Source organism: Micromonospora sp. Mcm103, assembly GCF_024519755.1.
In the GTDB taxonomy this organism is placed as follows: Bacteria; Actinomycetota; Actinomycetes; order Mycobacteriales; family Micromonosporaceae; genus Micromonospora; species Micromonospora aurantiaca.
This window is the reverse complement of the sequence record NZ_JALJRJ010000007.1, coordinates 247,526-265,105: the sequence shown is the minus strand read 5'-3', so window position 1 is coordinate 265,105 and position 17,580 is coordinate 247,526. Positions and strand designations below refer to the sequence as shown.

Genomic DNA, 17,580 nt, shown 5'->3' with positions numbered 1-17,580 from the left:
CGATGGTACTGCACTCGGGAGGGTGTGGGAGAGTAGGACACCGCCGGACAATCTTTCAAATTCAGGGCCACCCCCACCGGGGTGGCCCTGAATTGCGTTCTCCCCCGAAATCACCACGCCGGGCCGCCTCCGTCTCGTACCGTCGAGCCGGGACCGACGACGCACGTCCGCCCGCCGGCTCGGTGGCGCGAAACGTGACGTGCCGTACGCCGGGACCGTGATCGGGTCCGACCGCACGGGGTACAGGAGTGGGCATGGAGATCGGAATCATCGGGTCGGGGCACATCGGGGGCACCCTCACCCGTCGTCTGCGTTCACTCGGCCACGACGTCGCGGTGGCCAACTCCCGCGGGCCACAGAGCCTGTCCGACCTGGCCGCCGAGACCGGCGCCCGGGCGGTGTCGGTGGAGGAGGCCGTGCAGGGCGCCGAGCTGGTGGTCATCGCGATCCCGCTGAAGGCGGTGCCGCAGCTCCCCGCGGCGCTGTTCGACGGCAAGCTCGTGGTCGACGCCAACAACTACTACCCCCAGCGGGACGGCGACATCGCCGAGCTGCTCGACCGCAGCCTCAGCTCCAGCCGCTGGACCGCCGACCACCTCAAGGGCGCCCGCGTGGTGAAGGTCTTCAACAACATCCAGGCCGCGCACCTGATGGACGAGGGCAAGCCGGCGGGTACGGCGGGCCGGAGCGCGCTGCCGGTGGCCGGCGACGACGCGGACGCCAAGCGGATCGTGATGGGCCTGGTGGACGAGCTGGGCTTCGACCCGGTCGACGCGGGCACGCTGGACGAGAGCTGGCGGCAGCAGCCGGACACGCCCGTCTACGGCACCGACCGGGACGCCGACGGCGTACGCGAAGGGCTGGCCGCGGCGCGGCCGTGACAAGCATGGAAGAGGCCCCGCCGGATGCGTCCGGCGGGGCCTTTCGGCGTTCGGTGGATCAGTCGTCGCCGCCGCCCGGCTTCGGGGCGCAGATGAAGCGTGGCTCGGCGTCGTAGCGCCAGCTGAACTTCTCCCGCTTGAACACCTTGCCGTCCTTCTTGATGACCCGGTACGCGTCCTGGGCGAACCCGACGCTGCCGGTCGCGGCGATGCAGCTCGGCCCCGGCGTCAGGTAGACCGTCTTCGGCTGGGTGATGTTGCGGCGCGGGCCGTACTCGGTCTTCACGCTGTCGTAGATCTTGGTGCTCCAGATCGAGACGGTGATCGAGCTGGACGTGTACGACGTGTCGATCAGGACGCCGTAGGGCGTGTTGTTGCGGAACTTGAAGTCGAGCTGCGGCCAGTAGATGGTCGACTCGATCACCGCCGGGTAGCGGCTGAAGTAGAACGAGTGCGGCTTGTGCTCGACGTCCTCCAGCCCGGCGTAGTAGGTGGCGTTGAACAGCGTGGTGGTGAACTGGGAGACGCCACCGCCGACGCCCGGCACCAGCTTGCCGCCGACGATCGTCGGCGCGTCCTTGTAGCCCTGGTCGTAGCCGCGTTCGCCGGTGTGCCCGTTCAGGGAGAACGTCTCACCCGGTTTCACCAGCGCGCCGTCCACGTCCTTCGCGGCGCGGACGATGTTCTGGCTGCGCGGCGACGAGAGACCGCCGGTGAAGTGGGTGGTGAAGCTCGACACCCGCTCCTTGATGCCGAGCTTCGCCAGCTCCGCCTCGGTCAGATCGGGGGCGGCCGGCTTCAGTTCGGCGGTCACCGTACGGCCCTCGGTCTTCGGGAGCACCGCGAGCAGCGCCGGGCCGAGCGCGGCGGCGTCGACCTGGCGTCCGGCCTTGCTGGGCAGCACCTTCGGCTTGCCGCCGCTGATGGTCAGCCCGGCGTCCCGCGGCTCGACCTCGAGCTTGGTCAGCTGGTCCCCGAGCGCGGTACGCAGCCGCTTGACGTCGACCTTCGGGGTGAGCGTGCCGGCGTCGTCGGCGGAGAAGCGCAGCGAGCGGGCGATTGCGGCGGGCGGGATGGTGACCGAGCCGCCGTCGGTGGTGAGCGTGACCGGCGCGGCCACCGCGGGCCGGGCCAGCTCGGCGACGAGGCGGTCCACCTCCTCCCGGGTGGTCGCCGGCCACTTCTCGACGAGCGGCACGGTGACCGGCTCGGCGGCCGGCCACCCGGCCTTCACCACTGCGGTGGCGCCGTCGGTGTCGATCGTCAGCGCCGGCTTCGGGTAGACCGGCTTCGGTGTGGTGCCGGTCCAGATGATCGCCGGCATGGTCATCTCGCGACCCTGCGTGCCCATCACCTTGCGGAGGGCCGCGCCCAGCTTGGCCTGGTCGACGGTGACCACCGGCTCGACCGCCCGGGAGCCGACGAGCCGGCTCACCGCGTGCGCCTCGGCCTCGGCGGCGGCCGCCACCGTGGCGTCCACGTCGATGGTGAGCCCCACCTCGGACGGCTTCAGCTCGGCCTTGTTCTCACCGACTGTGACAGCGAGCGGGGCGTTGAGCCTGTCGGCCCGGCGTTCCAGCTCGGCGCGGAGCGCCTGAGCCGCCTCCGCCTTGCTCCGCCCGCCCAGCTCGGTGCCGAGCACCGTGGTGCCGCGGGGCACGTCGCCGGCGTACGCGTAGGCGCCCAGGCCGACACCGCCGGCGAGCACGGCCGCGACGATCCCCCCGGCCAGCAGCAGCCGGGCCCGTCGCGAGCGTGTGGGCTTGGCCGCGCCGCCTCCGGGTGGTGTGGCGACCGGCTCCATCTCGACGCCGGGCCAGCTCACCGCCGCCACCTTGATGGTGGGACGGTCGTCGGCAGCCGGCATCTTCTCGCCGTACATCGTCACTGCAACCTCGATCGGAAGTACACGCGGGGACCGCTTCCCCCGCGGGAGACACCTACGGTAACCAACGCTCGGGCCCGCCGGGAGGGTCCGGCCCGGCGGTCGTGTCGGGTGACCGCCGGTGTCGCACCGATCACCCGTTTCGGGGCCGTGCCGCGGTGCGGATCGTGGCACGGTGAGCTGGTGCGGACACAGGATCGGGTGCCGGCGTACGGCGGCGGATGGCTGGACCGGGCGGCGGCGCGGCGCACGGACGCGGACTGGCTGGCCGAGCGGCTGACCGATCCGGCGAGCGTGGTGCTGCCGCTGTGGCGGGACCGCTGCCTGGCCGACGGGGACGGTCCGGTCCGGCTCACCGGGGAGCGCGCGTCGGCCGTCCGGGCCGCCGCGGGCGAGACCGTCTTCCTCGGGCTCGACGGGGACGCCGCCGTGTTCGCCGCGGACCTGTCCGCGCTGGGCGAGCGGGCCGCCGTGGAGGCGGCCGCCGCGACGCGTGCCGTCGACCTGCGGGCGCTGGCCGGCCGGCTCGACCCGGCCGGTGCGGCTGTTCAGGCGTACGCCCGGGGGTTGCTGTCGTGGCACCGGCAGCAGCGGTACTGCGGCGCGTGCGGGGCGGCGGCGGTGGCCGGTGGTGGCGGGCACGTGCGGACCTGCGCGGACGCGGAGTGCGGGCGGCTGCTGTTCCCCCGGATCGAGCCGGCCGTCATCGTGCTCGTCGAGGCGCCCGGCCCGCCGGGGCGCTGCCTGCTGGCCCGGCACGCGGGCGCGGCCGAGGGGGCCTATTCGACGCTCGCCGGGTTCGTCGAGGTCGGTGAGAGCCTGGAGGACGCGGTCCGCCGGGAGCTGGCGGAGGAGGCGGGGGTGACAGTCACCGACGTGACCTACCAGGGGTCGCAGGCGTGGCCGTTCCCGGCCGGTCTGATGGTGGCGTTCCGGGCCGTCGCCACCTCCGAGCACGTCCGCGTCGACGGCGTGGAGCTGCTGGAGGCGCGCTGGTTCAGCCGGGCGGAGCTGCGGGAGCGGATCGCGTCCGGTCGGTCGCTGGGCCGGGTGGACTCGATCGATCACCTGTTGCTGGGTGACTGGCTGTCCGCCGACGCGCCGGCACGGCCATCAGCAGTGTCGTGACCACGGCGGTGGCGAGGGCCGCGGCGACGAGACCGCCGACGGTACGCGGGCGCACGATCACGGCGACGGTCACCAGCGCGGCGGTGCCGAACCACAGTGGCGCCGCCGCCCACCTGACGCCTCCGGCGAGGCGGTCGTTGAGCAGCACGAACGTCACCGCGTAGAGCGCGCCGACGGCGGCGAACAGCGGCGCGTACCGGCCGAGCGCCGTGTAGTCGGGTCCGCCGACGAGCCGGAAGGCCAGCCCGCCGGCGACAGCCGACGCGCCCACCAGGACCAGACCGCACGCACCGGTCACCGCGAGCGCGACGGTGCGGCTGCGGCGGTCCCCGCGGGCCAGGCGCGGCAGCGCCAGAACGGCGGCGACCTGCGGCGCCCAGAGCGCGCCCTTGGTCAGGACCGTCCCCACCGAGTACGCCCCGGAGCCCGAGGGCGGCAGCAGTTGCCGGGCCAGCAGCAGGTCGGCGTAGGAGACGACGAGCATCGCCAGCGTCGCGCCGCATCCGGCGGTCACCTGGGCGACGGTCAGGCGCGGGGCGGCCGAGGAACGCCGGGGCGTACCGGTGAGCCAGGCCAGCACCGGTGGCGCCAGCGCGGCGGTGAGCGCACCGACCCCGAGTGCGCCGGTCAGGCCCGCGCCGAGCAGCAGCCCCACGATCACCCCGCCGTAGCGGGCGGCGGCCAGCAGCGCCATCGCGGTGGCGAGCCGCAGGAAGCGCTGACCGCCCTGCAGTTCGCCGAGCGAACGCGACGAGAGCACCACCGAGGCGGTGGTGATTGCCAGCAGCGCCGGTACCACAGTCGGCAGGTCCAGTGCGGCGACCAGCACCGGCGTCGCCACCAGCAGCGCCCCCGCGCAGAGGGCGGCGGTCAGCACGGTGAGCCGCCGGGTGTCGGACGGGCCGTGCCGGGCGTGGTGCACCGCGACCGCGAGTTGCAGGCCGAGCCCCGGCACACCGGCGATGGCGACCAGGCCGAGGGCGGTGGCGAGCGCGCCGAGGTCGTCCGCGTCGAGCTTCCGGGCGGCGAGCACCGGCACCAGGTAGGCCAGGCCGTTCACCAGGACCCCGGCGAGCGTGACGGCGACGCCCGCCGCACCCAGCCCGGTCCTCCGGCCGCCCGCCGGCTCGGGGCCCGGCCGGCCCTCGCTCACGTGATCTCCGAGACGCGGGATGCCGGACCGCCGTCCGGCCCCGGAGCGGCGTCCGGCCCCGGCCGCCCGTCCGAGTCGCGCTCGGCACGACCGTCCAGATCCGCATCCCGGTCCGGCTCCGGCTCGGCGTCGAGGTCCGGCGCTCGATCAGGACCCGCGCCCGGGTCGATGTGGGCGGCGGGAGCCGCGACGGCCCCGGCGAGGGCGGGGACGGGCGTCGGCTGTCCGGCCGGCTCCGGCATCCGGGGAGCCGGCACGGTCACGGCTGCCGCCGAGGCCGGGCTGATCCGGCGTACCGGCCGTCGGCGGGCGGTCGTGGAGAGCCAGAGCGCGCCCAGCGCGGCGACAGTCACGAGTTGCGGCAGCGCGTCGGTGTGCCGGTCGGCCGATTCCAGGTAGATCCATCCGGCGAGCACCACGAGCGCGCCGGGGAGCCACGTCTCGACGGCCCGGGCGATTCTCCTGACCCGCCGGGGGTCACCGGTCCAGGGCAGGCGGCGCGGCCCGGGTACGGCGAGCATGAAGCCCGCCGCGACCAGCAGGGCACCGATGAGACCGCTGTGGAGCACGAGCGCGGCGGCGCCGACTGCCAGCAGCGGCAGCGAGCGGGTGAGCCGTCGCCGGGCCGCCGGTGCGACGACGACCGCGCGATCCCCGGCGGGCCGGCGGTCGGGCAGCACCGCGAGCAGGACCACCACCGCCAGCAGGACGCCGCCGAGCAGCAGACCCATCCGGTACGGGGTGTCCGGCGTGAAGCGCAGCACCACGTCCCCGGAGACACCGGCGGGGAGGATCCAGCCCTGCTGCCAGCCGTCCACCACGAGCGGGGTGAGCGTCGTGCCGCCGATGGTCGCCTGCCAGCCGGTGTTTGTGTTCTCCCGGACCGCGAGCACCCGGTCGACGGAGTGCTCGGACACCCGTACCCGCCGCTCGGTGGCCGACCAGGAACCCACCTCGATGTCGCCGGCGGTGGCCGCCGCGGCGGGCGTCGCGGTCCGTGGCGTCAGCGCGACGCGGGTGGCGGTGGCGAGCGTGCTCGCGGTGGTGACGAGGCGGTGCTCGCCGCCGCCCAGGTCGAGCTGCTCGGACGTGGTCCGGCCGCAGGCGGCGACCGGCATCTCGCGCAGTTCCAGCAGGTCGCGGACGGTACCGGTGAGCGTGGTGGTGATCCGGGACGAGCCGATCTGAAGCGTCGGGCCGGAGCCGCAGGCCAGCTTCAGCGGCGTCTCCGGGCGGGGTGCGACAGTGGTCCCGAGGGGCAGCACCGTCACCTCGCCGACAGCGATGGGCAGCGGCTCGGGCAGACGCAGGCCGTACGGGTCGGTGCTGGTGGCGGACGGCTTGTCGAGGAACTGGATGGTGATCGAGTCGGTCCGCATCGGCGGGTCGAGCGTGAGTACGCCGTCGTTGGTGAGCAGGTTGCTGCGGAACCCGTCGTTGCCGACCACCCGGACGCTGCCGAGCCGGGTGGCGGCGGTCCCCTCCTCGACGGTGAACCGGATCTTGCTGATGACCTGCGGTTCGAGCCAGGTGAGGCGCAGGATCGGCGCCTCGTCGTTCAGCGCCGGTGACCAGCTCGTGGCCGGGTCCCCATCGAGGACCGCGCCGGGCCGGCCGGCCGGGTCGGGCACCGCCGTCGAGGACGCGGTGACCTGCGGCGCGAGGCGCAACGGCTGGGCGTCGGCGACCAGCTTGTCCAGGGCGGCGTTCAGCTCCGGGCCGGGGGTCGGCCGCGCCCACAGCTTCGCGTCGTACGTCCCGGCGACCGGCAGCGTGAAGGTGCGGTCGATGGTGGAGGCGTCCTCCGAGCCGCGGATCGCGTCGGTGGAGCAGCGCGGGCGGCCGTCGACGGTGAAGCAGGCGGGCGTGGACGGGGCCGCCGACACGACCACGCCGGCGGGCTGGTCGGTGGCGGGGGCGGCGGGCAGTTGGAGGGTCCGGCCGGTCTGGACACCGGGGATCTTGATCTCGGTGATGCCGACCGACTTGTCGCCGAACGGGCGCAGGTCGAACGCGGCGTCGACGGAGACCTCGACCTTGCGGGTGGCGTGCACGCCGGGCAGCTCGAAGACCATGTGGTCACCGAACTGCTCGACGGTGCGACTCTCGTACCCGGCGGTCACGGTGACCGTGGTGGGCAGGGCGTCGGCCTTCAGGTCGAACCACACCTCCACCCGGGTGACCCGGGTCGGGTTCGCCAGGTTCACCTCGATCCACTGCCTGTCGCTTTCCGAGTGCGGCGCCGACCGCCAGGACGTGGCGGTGTTCCCGTCCATCGCCGCATACGGCTGGTATTCGGGCCGGGCACCGCCGGCGGCGTCGATCTGGGAGCGGGCGGACGAGGCGCGGATCCCGCTGATGCCCTCGAAGCGCGCGACAGTCGACCACTCCGGCCCCCAGTCGGGCAGATAGTCGTGCGCGGGCGCGGACACCGCGAAGGTGTCGTCGGCGGTGAGCGTCTGGGAGGAGTTGTCGCGCAGCCGGCCGAACGAGACGTCGCGCCGGCGCAGCCCGTCGGTCATCACGACCCGCCCGGTGCTCTCGCCGGCCTTCACGTCGCCGGCCAGGACCGTGGGCGCGGCGCCGAGCCGGCCCGAGGCGGCCAGGTCGAGCAGCGACTCGGGACCGCCGACGACTGTGGTCACGTCGTCGCGGTCGTACGCGACCACCGGCTCGACGGGCCGGTCCACCCGGTACACCTCGAGTGCCCGTCCGGGTACGTCCAGGCCCTGGTCGCGGAACTCGTCAGGGGTGTCGGAGCCGCCGCGTACCGGGCCGAAGGACACCACGCGGGTCAGGCCGGGCGAGCGTTCCAGCGCCTGCCGGACGACCGCCGGGCGGGCCGTGTCCGAGCGGCCGTGGTCGAGGTCGGCGCGGAACAGGACGTGGCTGATCCCGGAGCGGGCGAGCAGGTCGGCCAGGCCGGTCGAACCGGCGCCGGTGGCGAGCGTCGACTCGATCGCGTCGAGCAGCCGGATCGTGGCGGGCGGGGTGAACGGGATGGCGTTGCGGACCGCCCACCGGCTGTCCAGCAGCGGCTGGGCGATCTCGTCGGTGGTGCTGCCCCAGTCGTACGCGGGGAAGCGCGCGCCGGGGACGACGAGCACGCGTCCGCGTCCGGTGTTCGCGTCCAGCCAGTCGGTGGCCTCGTGCCAGTAGCCCGGCACGTCCTTCACCGCTCCCGGGGTGGCGAGGCCACCGGCGAGCGCCGGCGAGGCGACGCCCGCGACCGCGACCATCGCTGTGCCGGCGGTGAGCCAGGCCCGGGCCGTGGCGCGGCCACGACGCTGCTCGGGCGCGGTCCGGGCGGCGCGTACGGCGAGGCTGACCAGGTGCGCCAGGCCGAGCGCCAGCGGCAGGCGCAGCAGCACGTCGAACTTGTGCACGTTGCGCAGCGGAGCGCCGATGCCGTCGAGGAACTGCTGCTGCGGCCCGGCGAGGATGTTCGGCAGGTCGCCGGTGTGCCCGAGCCCGACGAGCGCGACGCCGGCCAGCAGACCGGTGATGAGGAACCGGCGGTGCGGCATGCCGCGCCGGGACAGGCCGAGCACTCCGAGCGCGGCCACCGCCAGGGTGGCCACCACGAGCAGCGTGTCGTTCGCCAGCCGGGCGCCGGCCGGGATGTTCGCGCCGAACGGGGACGCCAGGTACGCGACCCAGTAGGAGGCGCCGCGCAGCGTCGTCACCGCGTCGGTGACGCTGGTGGTGTTGCGGGCGGTCTCGATGTAGTCCAGGAACGGCGGGCTGTACCGGCCGAGGACCAGCAGCGGGATCAGCCACCACGCGGTGGCAAGGGCGACCGCGCCGCACCAGGCCGCGAGGGCGGTGACGCGGCGGCGCAGCGGCCGGAGCGTGGCGAGCCAGAGCAGGGCGAGCGGCACCACGGCGGCGACGGCGGTGGCGTTGACGCCGCCCGCGCAGGCGACGGCGACCGCCGACCCGGCGACCGCACGGCGCAGCCGGGCACCCCGGGCGAGTCCCACGAGCGGGATGAGCACCCACGGCGCGACGGCGCTGGGCCAGGACTCCACCGACGACCAGCCGAGCTGGGTCAGGATGCGCGGGGACAGCGCGAACGCGACACCGGCGATCATCCGGCCCGCGGGGCTGCCGATGCCGAGCCGGCCCGCCAGCCGCACCACACCGAGGTACGCGACGCAGAACAGCAGCGCCCACCAGAGCCGCTGGACGATCCACGGCGCGATCCCCAGTTCCGTCCCGAGCAGGAAGAACGGGCCCATCGGCCACAGATATCCGTACGCCTGGTTCTGGAGCTGGCCGAACGTGCCGGTGGGATCCCACAGGTGCAGCGAGCGCAGCAGCCACCCCGCCGGATTGACGTTCAGGTCGACCTTCGTGTCCGGTACGACCTGCCCGGGTGCCTGCTGGAAGGCGAGTGCGGTGAGCGCGAGGCAGATCGTCAGGTGCCGGAACCGCCGCGCCGTCTGCCGGGCACGGCCGGTCTCCCGGGCGGGGGTGTCCGTCCCCGTCGGCGACGTTGTCGTCCCGTCCGCACGCATTTTCGGCTCCCGTCTCCGCCGGCCGTACGCGCACCTGCAACATGACGCGTGTCGCGCGACGTTATCCGGACCGGACGCGCAGTGGCGACCTGGGGGCGCGGCGAGGCGTTATCAGGAGAACGGCCGTCCCCACGGCGTGTAAGCGTGTGGCAGGCTGCCGACCATGTCAATGCCACAAGCAGCGGCCGAGACGCATCCGGCAGCCGTCGGCGCGGAGGACGACGGACCCGGACCGATCGGTCGCTGGATCGCCGCCGACCGCGTCCGCGCGGTCGCGATCGCCCTCATCATCGTGTCCGTCGCGTCGCGCGCCGGGCTGGCCGCCCGTGGCTGGTTCTCGCAGGACGAGTTCGTCATCGCCGCGCAGGTGCTCGACACCCGCCTGGACCCGGACTACCTGCTGGGCACGTTCAACAACCACCTCATGCCGGCCGGGCTGGCGGTCGCGTGGCTGATGGTCCGGGCGGCCGGTTTCGCCGGCTGGCCGTGGATCCTGCTGCTGGCGGCCGGGCAGGCGGCGGTGGGGATCGCCCTCTACCGGCTGCTGCGTGACCTGCTGCGGCCCGGCTGGGGGCTGCTGGTCCCGCTGAGCCTGTTCCTGTTCAGCCCGCTGACGCTCGAGGTGTCGTCGCTGTGGCTGGTCGGGCTGCTCGTGCTGCCGCCGCAGCTCGCCCTGGTCCTCGCGGTGGCGGCCCAGGTCCGCTACGTGCGCACCGGTCGTAGGCGGCATCTCGTCCTGGTGGCGTTCTGGGTGGTGTTCGGCCTGCTCTTCGACACCAAGGCACTGCTGATCGTGCCGCTGCTGTTCCTGCTGACCGCGTTCCTGTTCACCAAGGGCCGCGCGTGGCGCAGCCTGGTGACCACTGTCGTGCGGTTCTGGCCGGCGTGGCTGATGCTCACCGTGCTGTCCGGTGCGTACCTGGCGTACTACCTGACCCGCCCGGCCCGGAGGCTGGACGAGCCCACCTCGGTCGGGCAGGTCTTCTCCTTCCTCGGCGACCTGATCGGCGACACGGTGGTGCCGGGTCTGCTCGGCGGGCCGTGGCGCTGGACGTACGCCGGTGACGGGCCGCCGCTGTCCGACCCGTACGACATCGCGAAGTGGCTGTCGTGGGCGGTGCTCGCGGCGCTGATCGTGGTCACCGTGCGGCGGCGGCCGTCCGCCGGGCGGGCCTGGCTGCTGCTCGCCTGCTACCTCGGTCTGGTGGCCGCGCTGTTCGCGGTGACCCGGCTCGGCGGGCCGCTCGGCCCGCTGGTCGGCGTCGTGCCCCGCTACGTCGCGGACGTGGTGCTGGTGGCCGCGATCTGCGTCGGGGTGGCGCTGCTCGGGATGAAGGACCACGACGAGGACGACGTCTCCGCGTGGCCGCTGCCGACTGTGCTGCGGGAGCCGGGCGCCTTCGCCGTCGGCCTGGTCTCGATGGTGGTGCTGCTGGCCACCATCGGTGTGGGCACGCTGTGGAGCACCGCGCGGTTCGGTGACAACTGGAGCACCAAGCACGGCCGGGACTACCTGGCCACGACGCAGGCCGAGCTGGCCGCCGCGCCGCCGGGCACCGTCTTCTTCGACACGACCGTGCCGGACCGGGTGGTGGCCGGGTACTTCTGGCCGGACAACCTCCAGTCCCACTTCTTCCGTCCGGCCGAGCGCCGGCCGACGTTCGTGACGATGAGTGAGAAGCCGTCGACGTTCGACGAGAACGGCCGGATCCGTCCGGTGGTGGTCGAGGGGCGCAAGGTCGCGCCCGGCACCGTGGAGGGCTGCGGGCACCTGGCCGAGGGCGGCCGGACCGCCCGGATCCCGATGGACGGCTACCTGGTGGAGTGGCCGTACGTGGTGCACTTCGGCTACGTCAGCTCCGGTGACTCGACGGCGGTGTTCAAGCTCGGCGACGCCACCCGCGAGATCACGCTGAAGGAAGGGCTGAACGACGTGTTCTTCATGCTCGAGGGCGCCGGCTCGGCCGTCGAGCTGACCGTGAACACGCCGGGCGTCCGGCTGTGCACCAACCTGATCACCATCGGCCGGGCGGTGCCGAAGCCGTAATGACCGGACGTCCCGCCGAGGCCGGCGGCCCCGCGCTCCGGCGGTGGCGGGAGACGCTGCCGCTGTACCTCGTGGCGGTCGTCGTCACCGCGTTGATCCTGGCGCCGCTGGTGGCGCCGGGCTACGCGCTGCGGTACGACATGGTGTTCGTCCCCCGGCAGCCGTTGAGCTGGGACCTGGTGGCCCCGGCGCAGAGCCTGCCCCGGGCGGTGCCGATGGACGCGCTGGTCTCGCTGGTGACCCAGCTCGTGCCGGGCTGGGTGGTGCAGCGGGTGGCGCTGGCCGGTGCGGTCCTGTTCGCCGCCGTGGGCGCCGGACGGCTGGTGCCGACGCAGCGGCGTGCCGTGCAACTCGTGGCCGCCGTGGCGTACGCGTGGACGCCGTACCTGGCCGAGCGGCTGCTGATCGGGCAGTGGGGGCTGCTGCTGGCGTACGCCGCACTGCCGTGGCTGGTGCGGGCGGCGCTGGACCTGCGGGCGGGCCGCGACGGCGCGCTCGCCCGGGTGGTGCTGCTCGCCGCGCCCGCCGCGATCACCCCGACCGGCGGCCTGATCGCGCTGGCGACGGTGCTGGTGCTGGCGGCGGACCGGGCCCGGCTCCGCCTGTCGGCGGTCGCGGTGGGCGGTGTCGCGCTGCTGAACGCCCCGTGGATCGTGGCGGCCCTGGTCACCGGCGCGGGTGGCACGTCCGACCCGGCGGGTGTGGCGGCGTTCGCGGCGCGCGCCGAGAACTGGGCCGGCCCGCTGGTGGCGCTCGCGGGCACCGGCGGCATCTGGAACGTGCAGGCCACCCCGTCCAGCCGGTCCGCCACGCTGGCCCCGCTGGCGACTGTGGTGCTCGTGGTCCTGGCCCTGGTCGGCGCGGGCCTGCTGCGGCGCCGGCTGCCGGCGGGCGCGGCGGTACGGCTGGGTGTGCTGGCCGGCGGCGGGTACCTGCTGGCCGCCCTCGCCGTGCTGCCCGGCGGGAACGCGGCGCTGAGCTGGGCGGTGGCGCACGTGCCGGGCGCGGGACTGCTCCGCGACGGGCAGAAGTTCCTCGCGCCGTACGCCCTCGTGCTGGTGGTGTGCGCGGTGCTGGGCGCCGAGCGGCTGGTGGCCCGGATCGACCGGGAGGTCGGCGGGATCGTGCTGGCCGGGCTGCTGCTCCTGCCGGTGGCCGCGATGCCGGACCTGGCGTTCGGCGGCGCCGGCCGGATCAGCCCGGTGCGCTACCCGGCGGACTGGCGGGCGGTCGCCGAGCGCCTGCCCGACGACCCGGGGGAGGTCCTCGCCCTGCCGCTGACCACCTACCGGGCCTATCCGTGGAACCCGGGGCGGGTGGTGCTCGACCCGGCGCCCCGCTATCTGCCGGGAACCGTGCTCACCGACGACACGCTGGTGGTCGACGACGTCGCGGTGGCCGGGGAGAATCCGCGCCTGCGCGAGGTGCGCCGGGTGCTCGCCGAGGGGCGGCCCGTCTCGGCCACCGGGGTGGGCTGGGTGGTGGTGCAGCACGGTACGCCGAGCACAGTGGACCCGGCCGTTCTGACCGGTCTCGACCTCCGGTACGAGGGGGAGTCGCTGAGCCTCTACCGGAACCCGGCCGCCTCGGGTTCGCCGCCGCGGACCGGAGCGAGCCGCTGGCTGGTCGTGCTGGCGTGCGGAACTGCCGTTCTGGCGGTCATGGCTGCCGCCTTTTCGACCCTACGCCGGCGAGCTACTGCGTGGTAACGTCCGCTCGCACGTCTCACCATCGGAGGAATGGCATGCGTAGAGCTTTGACCCTTGTCGTGTCCGGCCTGGTGGCGGCGTTGCTCGGGGTCCTGGCCCTCGGCGGGCTCTCGGCCGCCGCGACCGCCACGGCCGAGGAGGCCGCGACCGAGGCGCGCAACGCCACGGAGGCGGCCAAGCGGGCCGGGAAGCAGGACCCGTACGCCCCCGAGGTCTACGGCAACAGGTAGGACGGGTCGCCCCGCCGCTGGACCGGGCGGGGCGAGTCCGCAGTCTCCAGCAGGGTCGCGAAGCGTTCCCCCGCCACCGGCCAGGTGAAGTTCGCCGCGTGCCGCCGGGCCTGGGCGCCCATCTCCTGACGCATCTCGTCGTCGTGCAGCAGCGCGCGCACCTTCGCCAGGTAGTCGTCGATGTCGTCGGCCAGCAGGCCGGTACGCCCGTCGACCACCGCCTCCGCGACGCCGCCCGCCTCCCGGAACGCCACCGTCGGCGTACCCGCCGCGCCGGCTTCCACGATCGTCAGCCCCCAGCCCTCCTTCAGTGACGGCGTCAGGGCGACCCAGGCCGAGGCGAGCAGCGCGGCCTTCTCCTCCTCCGTCACGAAGCCCCGGAAGTCCACCCGGTCGGCGATGTCCAGCTCGTCGGCGACCTCGCGCAGGTGCGACTCCCACCAGCCCTGCCCGGCGACCACCAGCCGGAGCTGGGGCAGCTCGTCGGCGAGCGCCGCGACCGCACGCAGCGCCACCTCCACCCGCTTGTGCGGCACCAGCCGGTTCAGCGTCACGAGCAGGGGGAACGGGGCGCGCTCGGCGTCGGTGCGGGGCAGCTCCGGCGTGCCGTTGTAGACCACCGAGACCTGCTCCGGTGGTACGCCGAGGGTGGCGAGTTCGCGCCGGGTCGCCTCGGACACGGTGACGTACCGGCAGCGCCGGTAGACGCGTACCGCAAGCGACGACTCGACCCACCAGCCGAACCGGGCGGCCCACTGCGGCAGGACCACCGGCCACTGCTCGCGGTGCACGTGGTGGATCAGCTTGACCACCGGGCGCCGGGCCCAGAGCGGGGAGAGGAACGGCAGGCCGTTGCAGACGTCGACGAGGATGTCCGGCCGGCCGCCCCGGCGCGCGGCGAGCGGGCCGAGGCCGAACGCCCCGGCCAGGTAGCAGAGCGCGGCCCACAGGTAGACGGTGTGCCGGCCACCGCGCCGGACGAACCGGATGCCCTCGTCGTTCACCTCGTCGGCGGGAGCCTCGCGGTGCGCGGCGCAGAACAGGGTGGCGCGGAACCCGCGCGCCACCAGCTCGGCGGCGATCCGTTCCACGTACACCTCGGAACCGCCGCCCTCGGGGTTGCGAGTGTCTCGCCAGTTGAGGAACAGCACGTGTCCGGGCATGCCGAAGCGACGCTCCACGCGAACCCTACTCTCAAGTAATTTAGCGGTGCGCGTCACATTAAGGGCTGGGGCTTGCGCCCGGCAATGCTCCGAGTGGCGGCGTTGAGCCGCCGGGCGTCGCGGTACGACGATCGGTGTTCGGTTGGTTACCCTCAGGCGGGCGCCGCGACGTCCGGCGTGGTGGCGGCCGGTGTCTCCGGCGCCGGTCCGCGTCCGGTCGGCCGGCGGCGGCGCTGCGTGCCGAGCATCTGGAGCGGGCGCTCGACGCCGTAGTAGCTGGCCGCCGCGTACATCAGCCCGAAGATCATGGTCAGGGCGAAGACGTCGACGAAGTCGCCGGTGAACAGCGGCCGGTCCTCGAGCAGGTAGATCAGCTCGATGACCAGCGGGTGCCACAGGAACAGCCCGTACGACACGTGGCCCATCCACCGCGCCGGCCCGGTGCTGAAGACCTCCTTCGCCCGGGTCGGGCCGCCGAACGCCACCGGGATCGTGATCAGGACGGCGATCAGGAGGTAGAGCGCCAGCTTGGTGCCGAACTCGGTGGCGGTCGGGCTGGTCAGGTCACGCGGGCCGGCGATCGGCGTCGTCGCGATCGCCATCACCGCGATCGCCGCGCCCCAGCAGGCGAGCGGCGCCGAGGCGAGGTCGTCGAGCACCCGGAAGGCGGCCGGCGCGGTGCCGGTACGCAGGGCCACGTGCGCCGCGGCCAGCGCCATGCCGCCGCCGAACCAGGCGCCGTACGACGGGAACCACATCGTGTGCAGCGCGCCGTCGAGCCAGCCGGCACCCATCATGGCGACCCACGCGAGGGTCAGCAGCGCCCCGGACGAGGCGAGCAGGACGGTGCGGACGGGACGCCACGTCCGGCCCACGGCGAGCACGGCGAGCAGCGGCAGGAGCAGGTAGAAGACGACCTCGGTGGCGAGGCTCCAGGTCTGGCTGAGCCCGTGCCCGAGCTGGCCGGCTTCGTAGATCTGGGTGAGCGTGAGGTGGCGCAGCCAGTCACCGGCCGACACCGGGTGGTTGCCGGGCAGGACGACGAAACAGACCACCACCGCCAGCCAGTACGCGGGCAGGATCCGCAGCGCCCGGCGCCAGAAGTAGCGCTTGGTGCGGGGCCGGGGCCGTCCGGTCGCGACGCTGAGCGCCCACGGGCGGAACAGCAGGAAGCCGGAGAGCACGAAGAAGATCGCCACACCGACGTCCAGGCGCGCCAACCAGCCGCCCCACGTGGTGTTCATGGTGACGGCGGTCTGGAAGCCGACGTGGTGACCGACGACCGCCACCGCGCCGATCGCTCGCAGCGCGTCGAGGGCGGGAAGACGGCCCGTTACCGATGGCTCCGGGATTGTTGGCGTGGTGGCTGTGGACATCTGGACATCCAGGGGGTCGCTTTTGCAGGTGACTGGGGAGTAACCTCCCGCCAATGCTAAGGATCGGGTGCCCCGGACGACAGACCGCAGGGCGGCAGGTTACAGGAGGATGAGTGAAGCTTCGCGTGGGCGCCGCGCTCTTCGGGCTAGGTGTCTTGTTGCTGGTCTTCGCGGCCGGGCTGCCGTTCTACGTGGCCCCCGCCGTGACCAAGCTGCCCTATGACCTGGAACCAACGACGTCCGTCGCGGAGGCGAAGGGCGCGAAGTTCCTACAGATCAAGTCCGAAGCCGGCGCGGTGAGCATCGAGGTGCCGCAGGCCGATCTCGTATCAAGCATCGAGGTCATCCCGCAGCCGGAGGACACCAAGGACCGCGTGCCCAAGGAGCTGAAGGGCGACGCGGTCATCTGGAACGTCTTCCAGACGGTCAAGCGCAGCGACAACCAGGATGTGATCAGCCAGTACAGTACCGAGCTGGCGCTCTACCGGATCTCCGGCGCGGCGGCGCCGTGGGACGAGCAGTGGCTCAACGAGTCCGGCGCGGAGCAGACCCCGGTCGGCAACGTGCGCTACTCGGGCCAGATCTACAAGTTCCCGTTCGGCACCGGCAAGCGTGACTACCAGGTGTTCGACCGCGACCTGAAGAAGACGTTCCCGGCGCGGTTCACCGGCACCGAGAAGATCAAGGGCGTCGAGACGTACCGCTTCGAGCAGCGGATCGAGAACGAGCCGCTGAACACCCCGGCGGACAGCGTCAAGACGCTGCTGGGCAAGTTCGCCCCGACCGCGACCAGCGGCCAGGTCGTCTACAGCAACACCCGTACGCTCTGGGTCGACCCGGTGACCGGCGCCTACATCAAGGTGCGCGAGCAGCAGTACAAGGAGCTGCGTCCGGACACCGGCGCCCCGACCGTGCTGCTGGACGCGGACTTCAACTACAACGACGACACGATCAGCCGCAGCGTCGAGACGGTGAAGGACAACCGTTTCAAGATCGGCATGATCAGTGTCTGGGGCCCGATCATCGCCGGCGTGCTCGGCCTGATCGCCCTGATCGCGGGCGTGTGGCTGGTGACCCGGCCCAAGGGCGACGGCAACGCCCGGCACCGCGCGGACGCGCCGACCTCCGACCCGACGCCCACCCGCGTCGACCAGGAGCCCGTGGGTGGCCCGCTCGACGACGAGATCCCGCCGGCGTCGACGAACTGGCGGTCCGACGATCCGTCGGTGCCGGCCCAGCGTTCGGGTGCCGGTGAGGTGGAGCGCCGCTGACCGGTGAGCCGTAAGCACGACGGAGGGGTGGGCCGCATCGCGGTCCACCCCTCCGTCGTGAAGATCTCCCATGCGGGCGAACCTACTTTACATTCGTTACTCGATTGTAACGGCGAGATATCCGGTGACTTTCCGTCGCGCTCACCGTCATCTATGCCCGGTTTGCCGCGACATTTCGCCCTCCAGGCCGCCCCTGGCCTGGGATTTCGTGACGCGT

The 17,580-nt window shown here is 73.4% G+C and carries 10 protein-coding genes and 1 pseudogene; 6 read left to right on the top strand and 5 right to left on the bottom strand.

Annotation, left to right across the window (positions count from 1 at the left end; translation table 11 throughout):
* Positions 1-254: 254 nt before the first annotated feature.
* Complete coding sequence (locus OC439_RS12150) at positions 255-881, top strand: NADPH-dependent F420 reductase (protein ID WP_262013475.1); 627 nt, start codon at positions 255-257, stop codon at positions 879-881.
* Between the two features lie 58 nt (positions 882-939).
* Here OC439_RS12150 and OC439_RS12145 read toward each other — a convergent pair whose 3' ends face one another.
* Positions 940-2,763: a VanW family protein gene (locus OC439_RS12145; RefSeq protein ID WP_262013488.1), complete on the bottom strand. Its 1,824-nt coding sequence runs from the start codon at positions 2,761-2,763 to the stop codon at positions 940-942.
* 186 nt (positions 2,764-2,949) lie between these two features.
* Between OC439_RS12145 and nudC the strand changes: the two are divergent.
* Positions 2,950-3,873: pseudogene (gene nudC, locus OC439_RS12140) on the top strand (NAD(+) diphosphatase); the annotation flags it as partial.
* Here nudC and OC439_RS12135 read toward each other — a convergent pair.
* On the bottom strand, positions 3,764-5,068 hold the full coding sequence (locus OC439_RS12135; protein ID WP_410054914.1) for a lipopolysaccharide biosynthesis protein: 1,305 nt from the start codon (positions 5,066-5,068) through the stop codon (positions 3,764-3,766). The pseudogene nudC and the gene OC439_RS12135 sit on opposite strands and share 110 nt — an antisense overlap.
* The gene (locus OC439_RS12130) at positions 5,044-9,567 is read right to left on the bottom strand and encodes an alpha-(1->3)-arabinofuranosyltransferase family protein (protein ID WP_262013473.1); all 4,524 of its coding nucleotides are present in this window, start codon (positions 9,565-9,567) and stop codon (positions 5,044-5,046) included. The genes OC439_RS12135 and OC439_RS12130 overlap by 25 nt, the downstream gene beginning before the upstream one ends.
* A 169-nt stretch (positions 9,568-9,736) precedes the next feature.
* Between OC439_RS12130 and OC439_RS12125 the strand changes: the two genes are divergently transcribed.
* From OC439_RS12125 to OC439_RS12115, 3 genes are read left to right on the top strand one after another with little or no spacing between them, the layout of a single operon-like run.
* Positions 9,737-11,614 carry a hypothetical protein gene (locus tag OC439_RS12125; protein WP_410054913.1) on the top strand — a complete coding sequence of 626 codons (1,878 nt, stop codon included), beginning with the start codon at positions 9,737-9,739 and terminating at the stop codon, positions 11,612-11,614.
* Positions 11,614-13,323 carry a DUF3367 domain-containing protein gene (locus OC439_RS12120; protein ID WP_262013471.1) on the top strand — a complete coding sequence of 570 codons (1,710 nt, stop codon included), beginning with the start codon at positions 11,614-11,616 and terminating at the stop codon, positions 13,321-13,323. The genes OC439_RS12125 and OC439_RS12120 overlap by 1 nt, the downstream gene beginning before the upstream one ends.
* A gap of 35 nt (positions 13,324-13,358) precedes the next feature.
* Positions 13,359-13,553: a hypothetical protein gene (locus OC439_RS12115; protein ID WP_091425994.1), complete on the top strand. Its 195-nt coding sequence runs from the start codon at positions 13,359-13,361 to the stop codon at positions 13,551-13,553.
* Here OC439_RS12115 and OC439_RS12110 read toward each other — a convergent pair.
* On the bottom strand, positions 13,538-14,716 hold the full coding sequence (locus OC439_RS12110) for a glycosyltransferase family 4 protein (RefSeq protein ID WP_262013487.1): 1,179 nt from the start codon (positions 14,714-14,716) through the stop codon (positions 13,538-13,540). The two genes, OC439_RS12115 and OC439_RS12110, sit on opposite strands and share 16 nt — an antisense overlap.
* Positions 14,717-14,868: 152 nt before the next feature.
* The gene (locus tag OC439_RS12105; protein ID WP_262013470.1) at positions 14,869-16,092 is read right to left on the bottom strand and encodes an acyltransferase family protein; all 1,224 of its coding nucleotides are present in this window, start codon (positions 16,090-16,092) and stop codon (positions 14,869-14,871) included.
* A 113-nt stretch (positions 16,093-16,205) separates the two neighbouring features.
* On the opposite strand from OC439_RS12105, the gene OC439_RS12100 reads away from it, so the two are divergent.
* Entirely contained in the window at positions 16,206-17,363 is a 1,158-nt protein-coding gene (locus tag OC439_RS12100; protein ID WP_120572659.1) for a DUF3068 domain-containing protein, read from the top strand.
* The last annotated feature ends 217 nt before the right edge of the window (positions 17,364-17,580 follow it).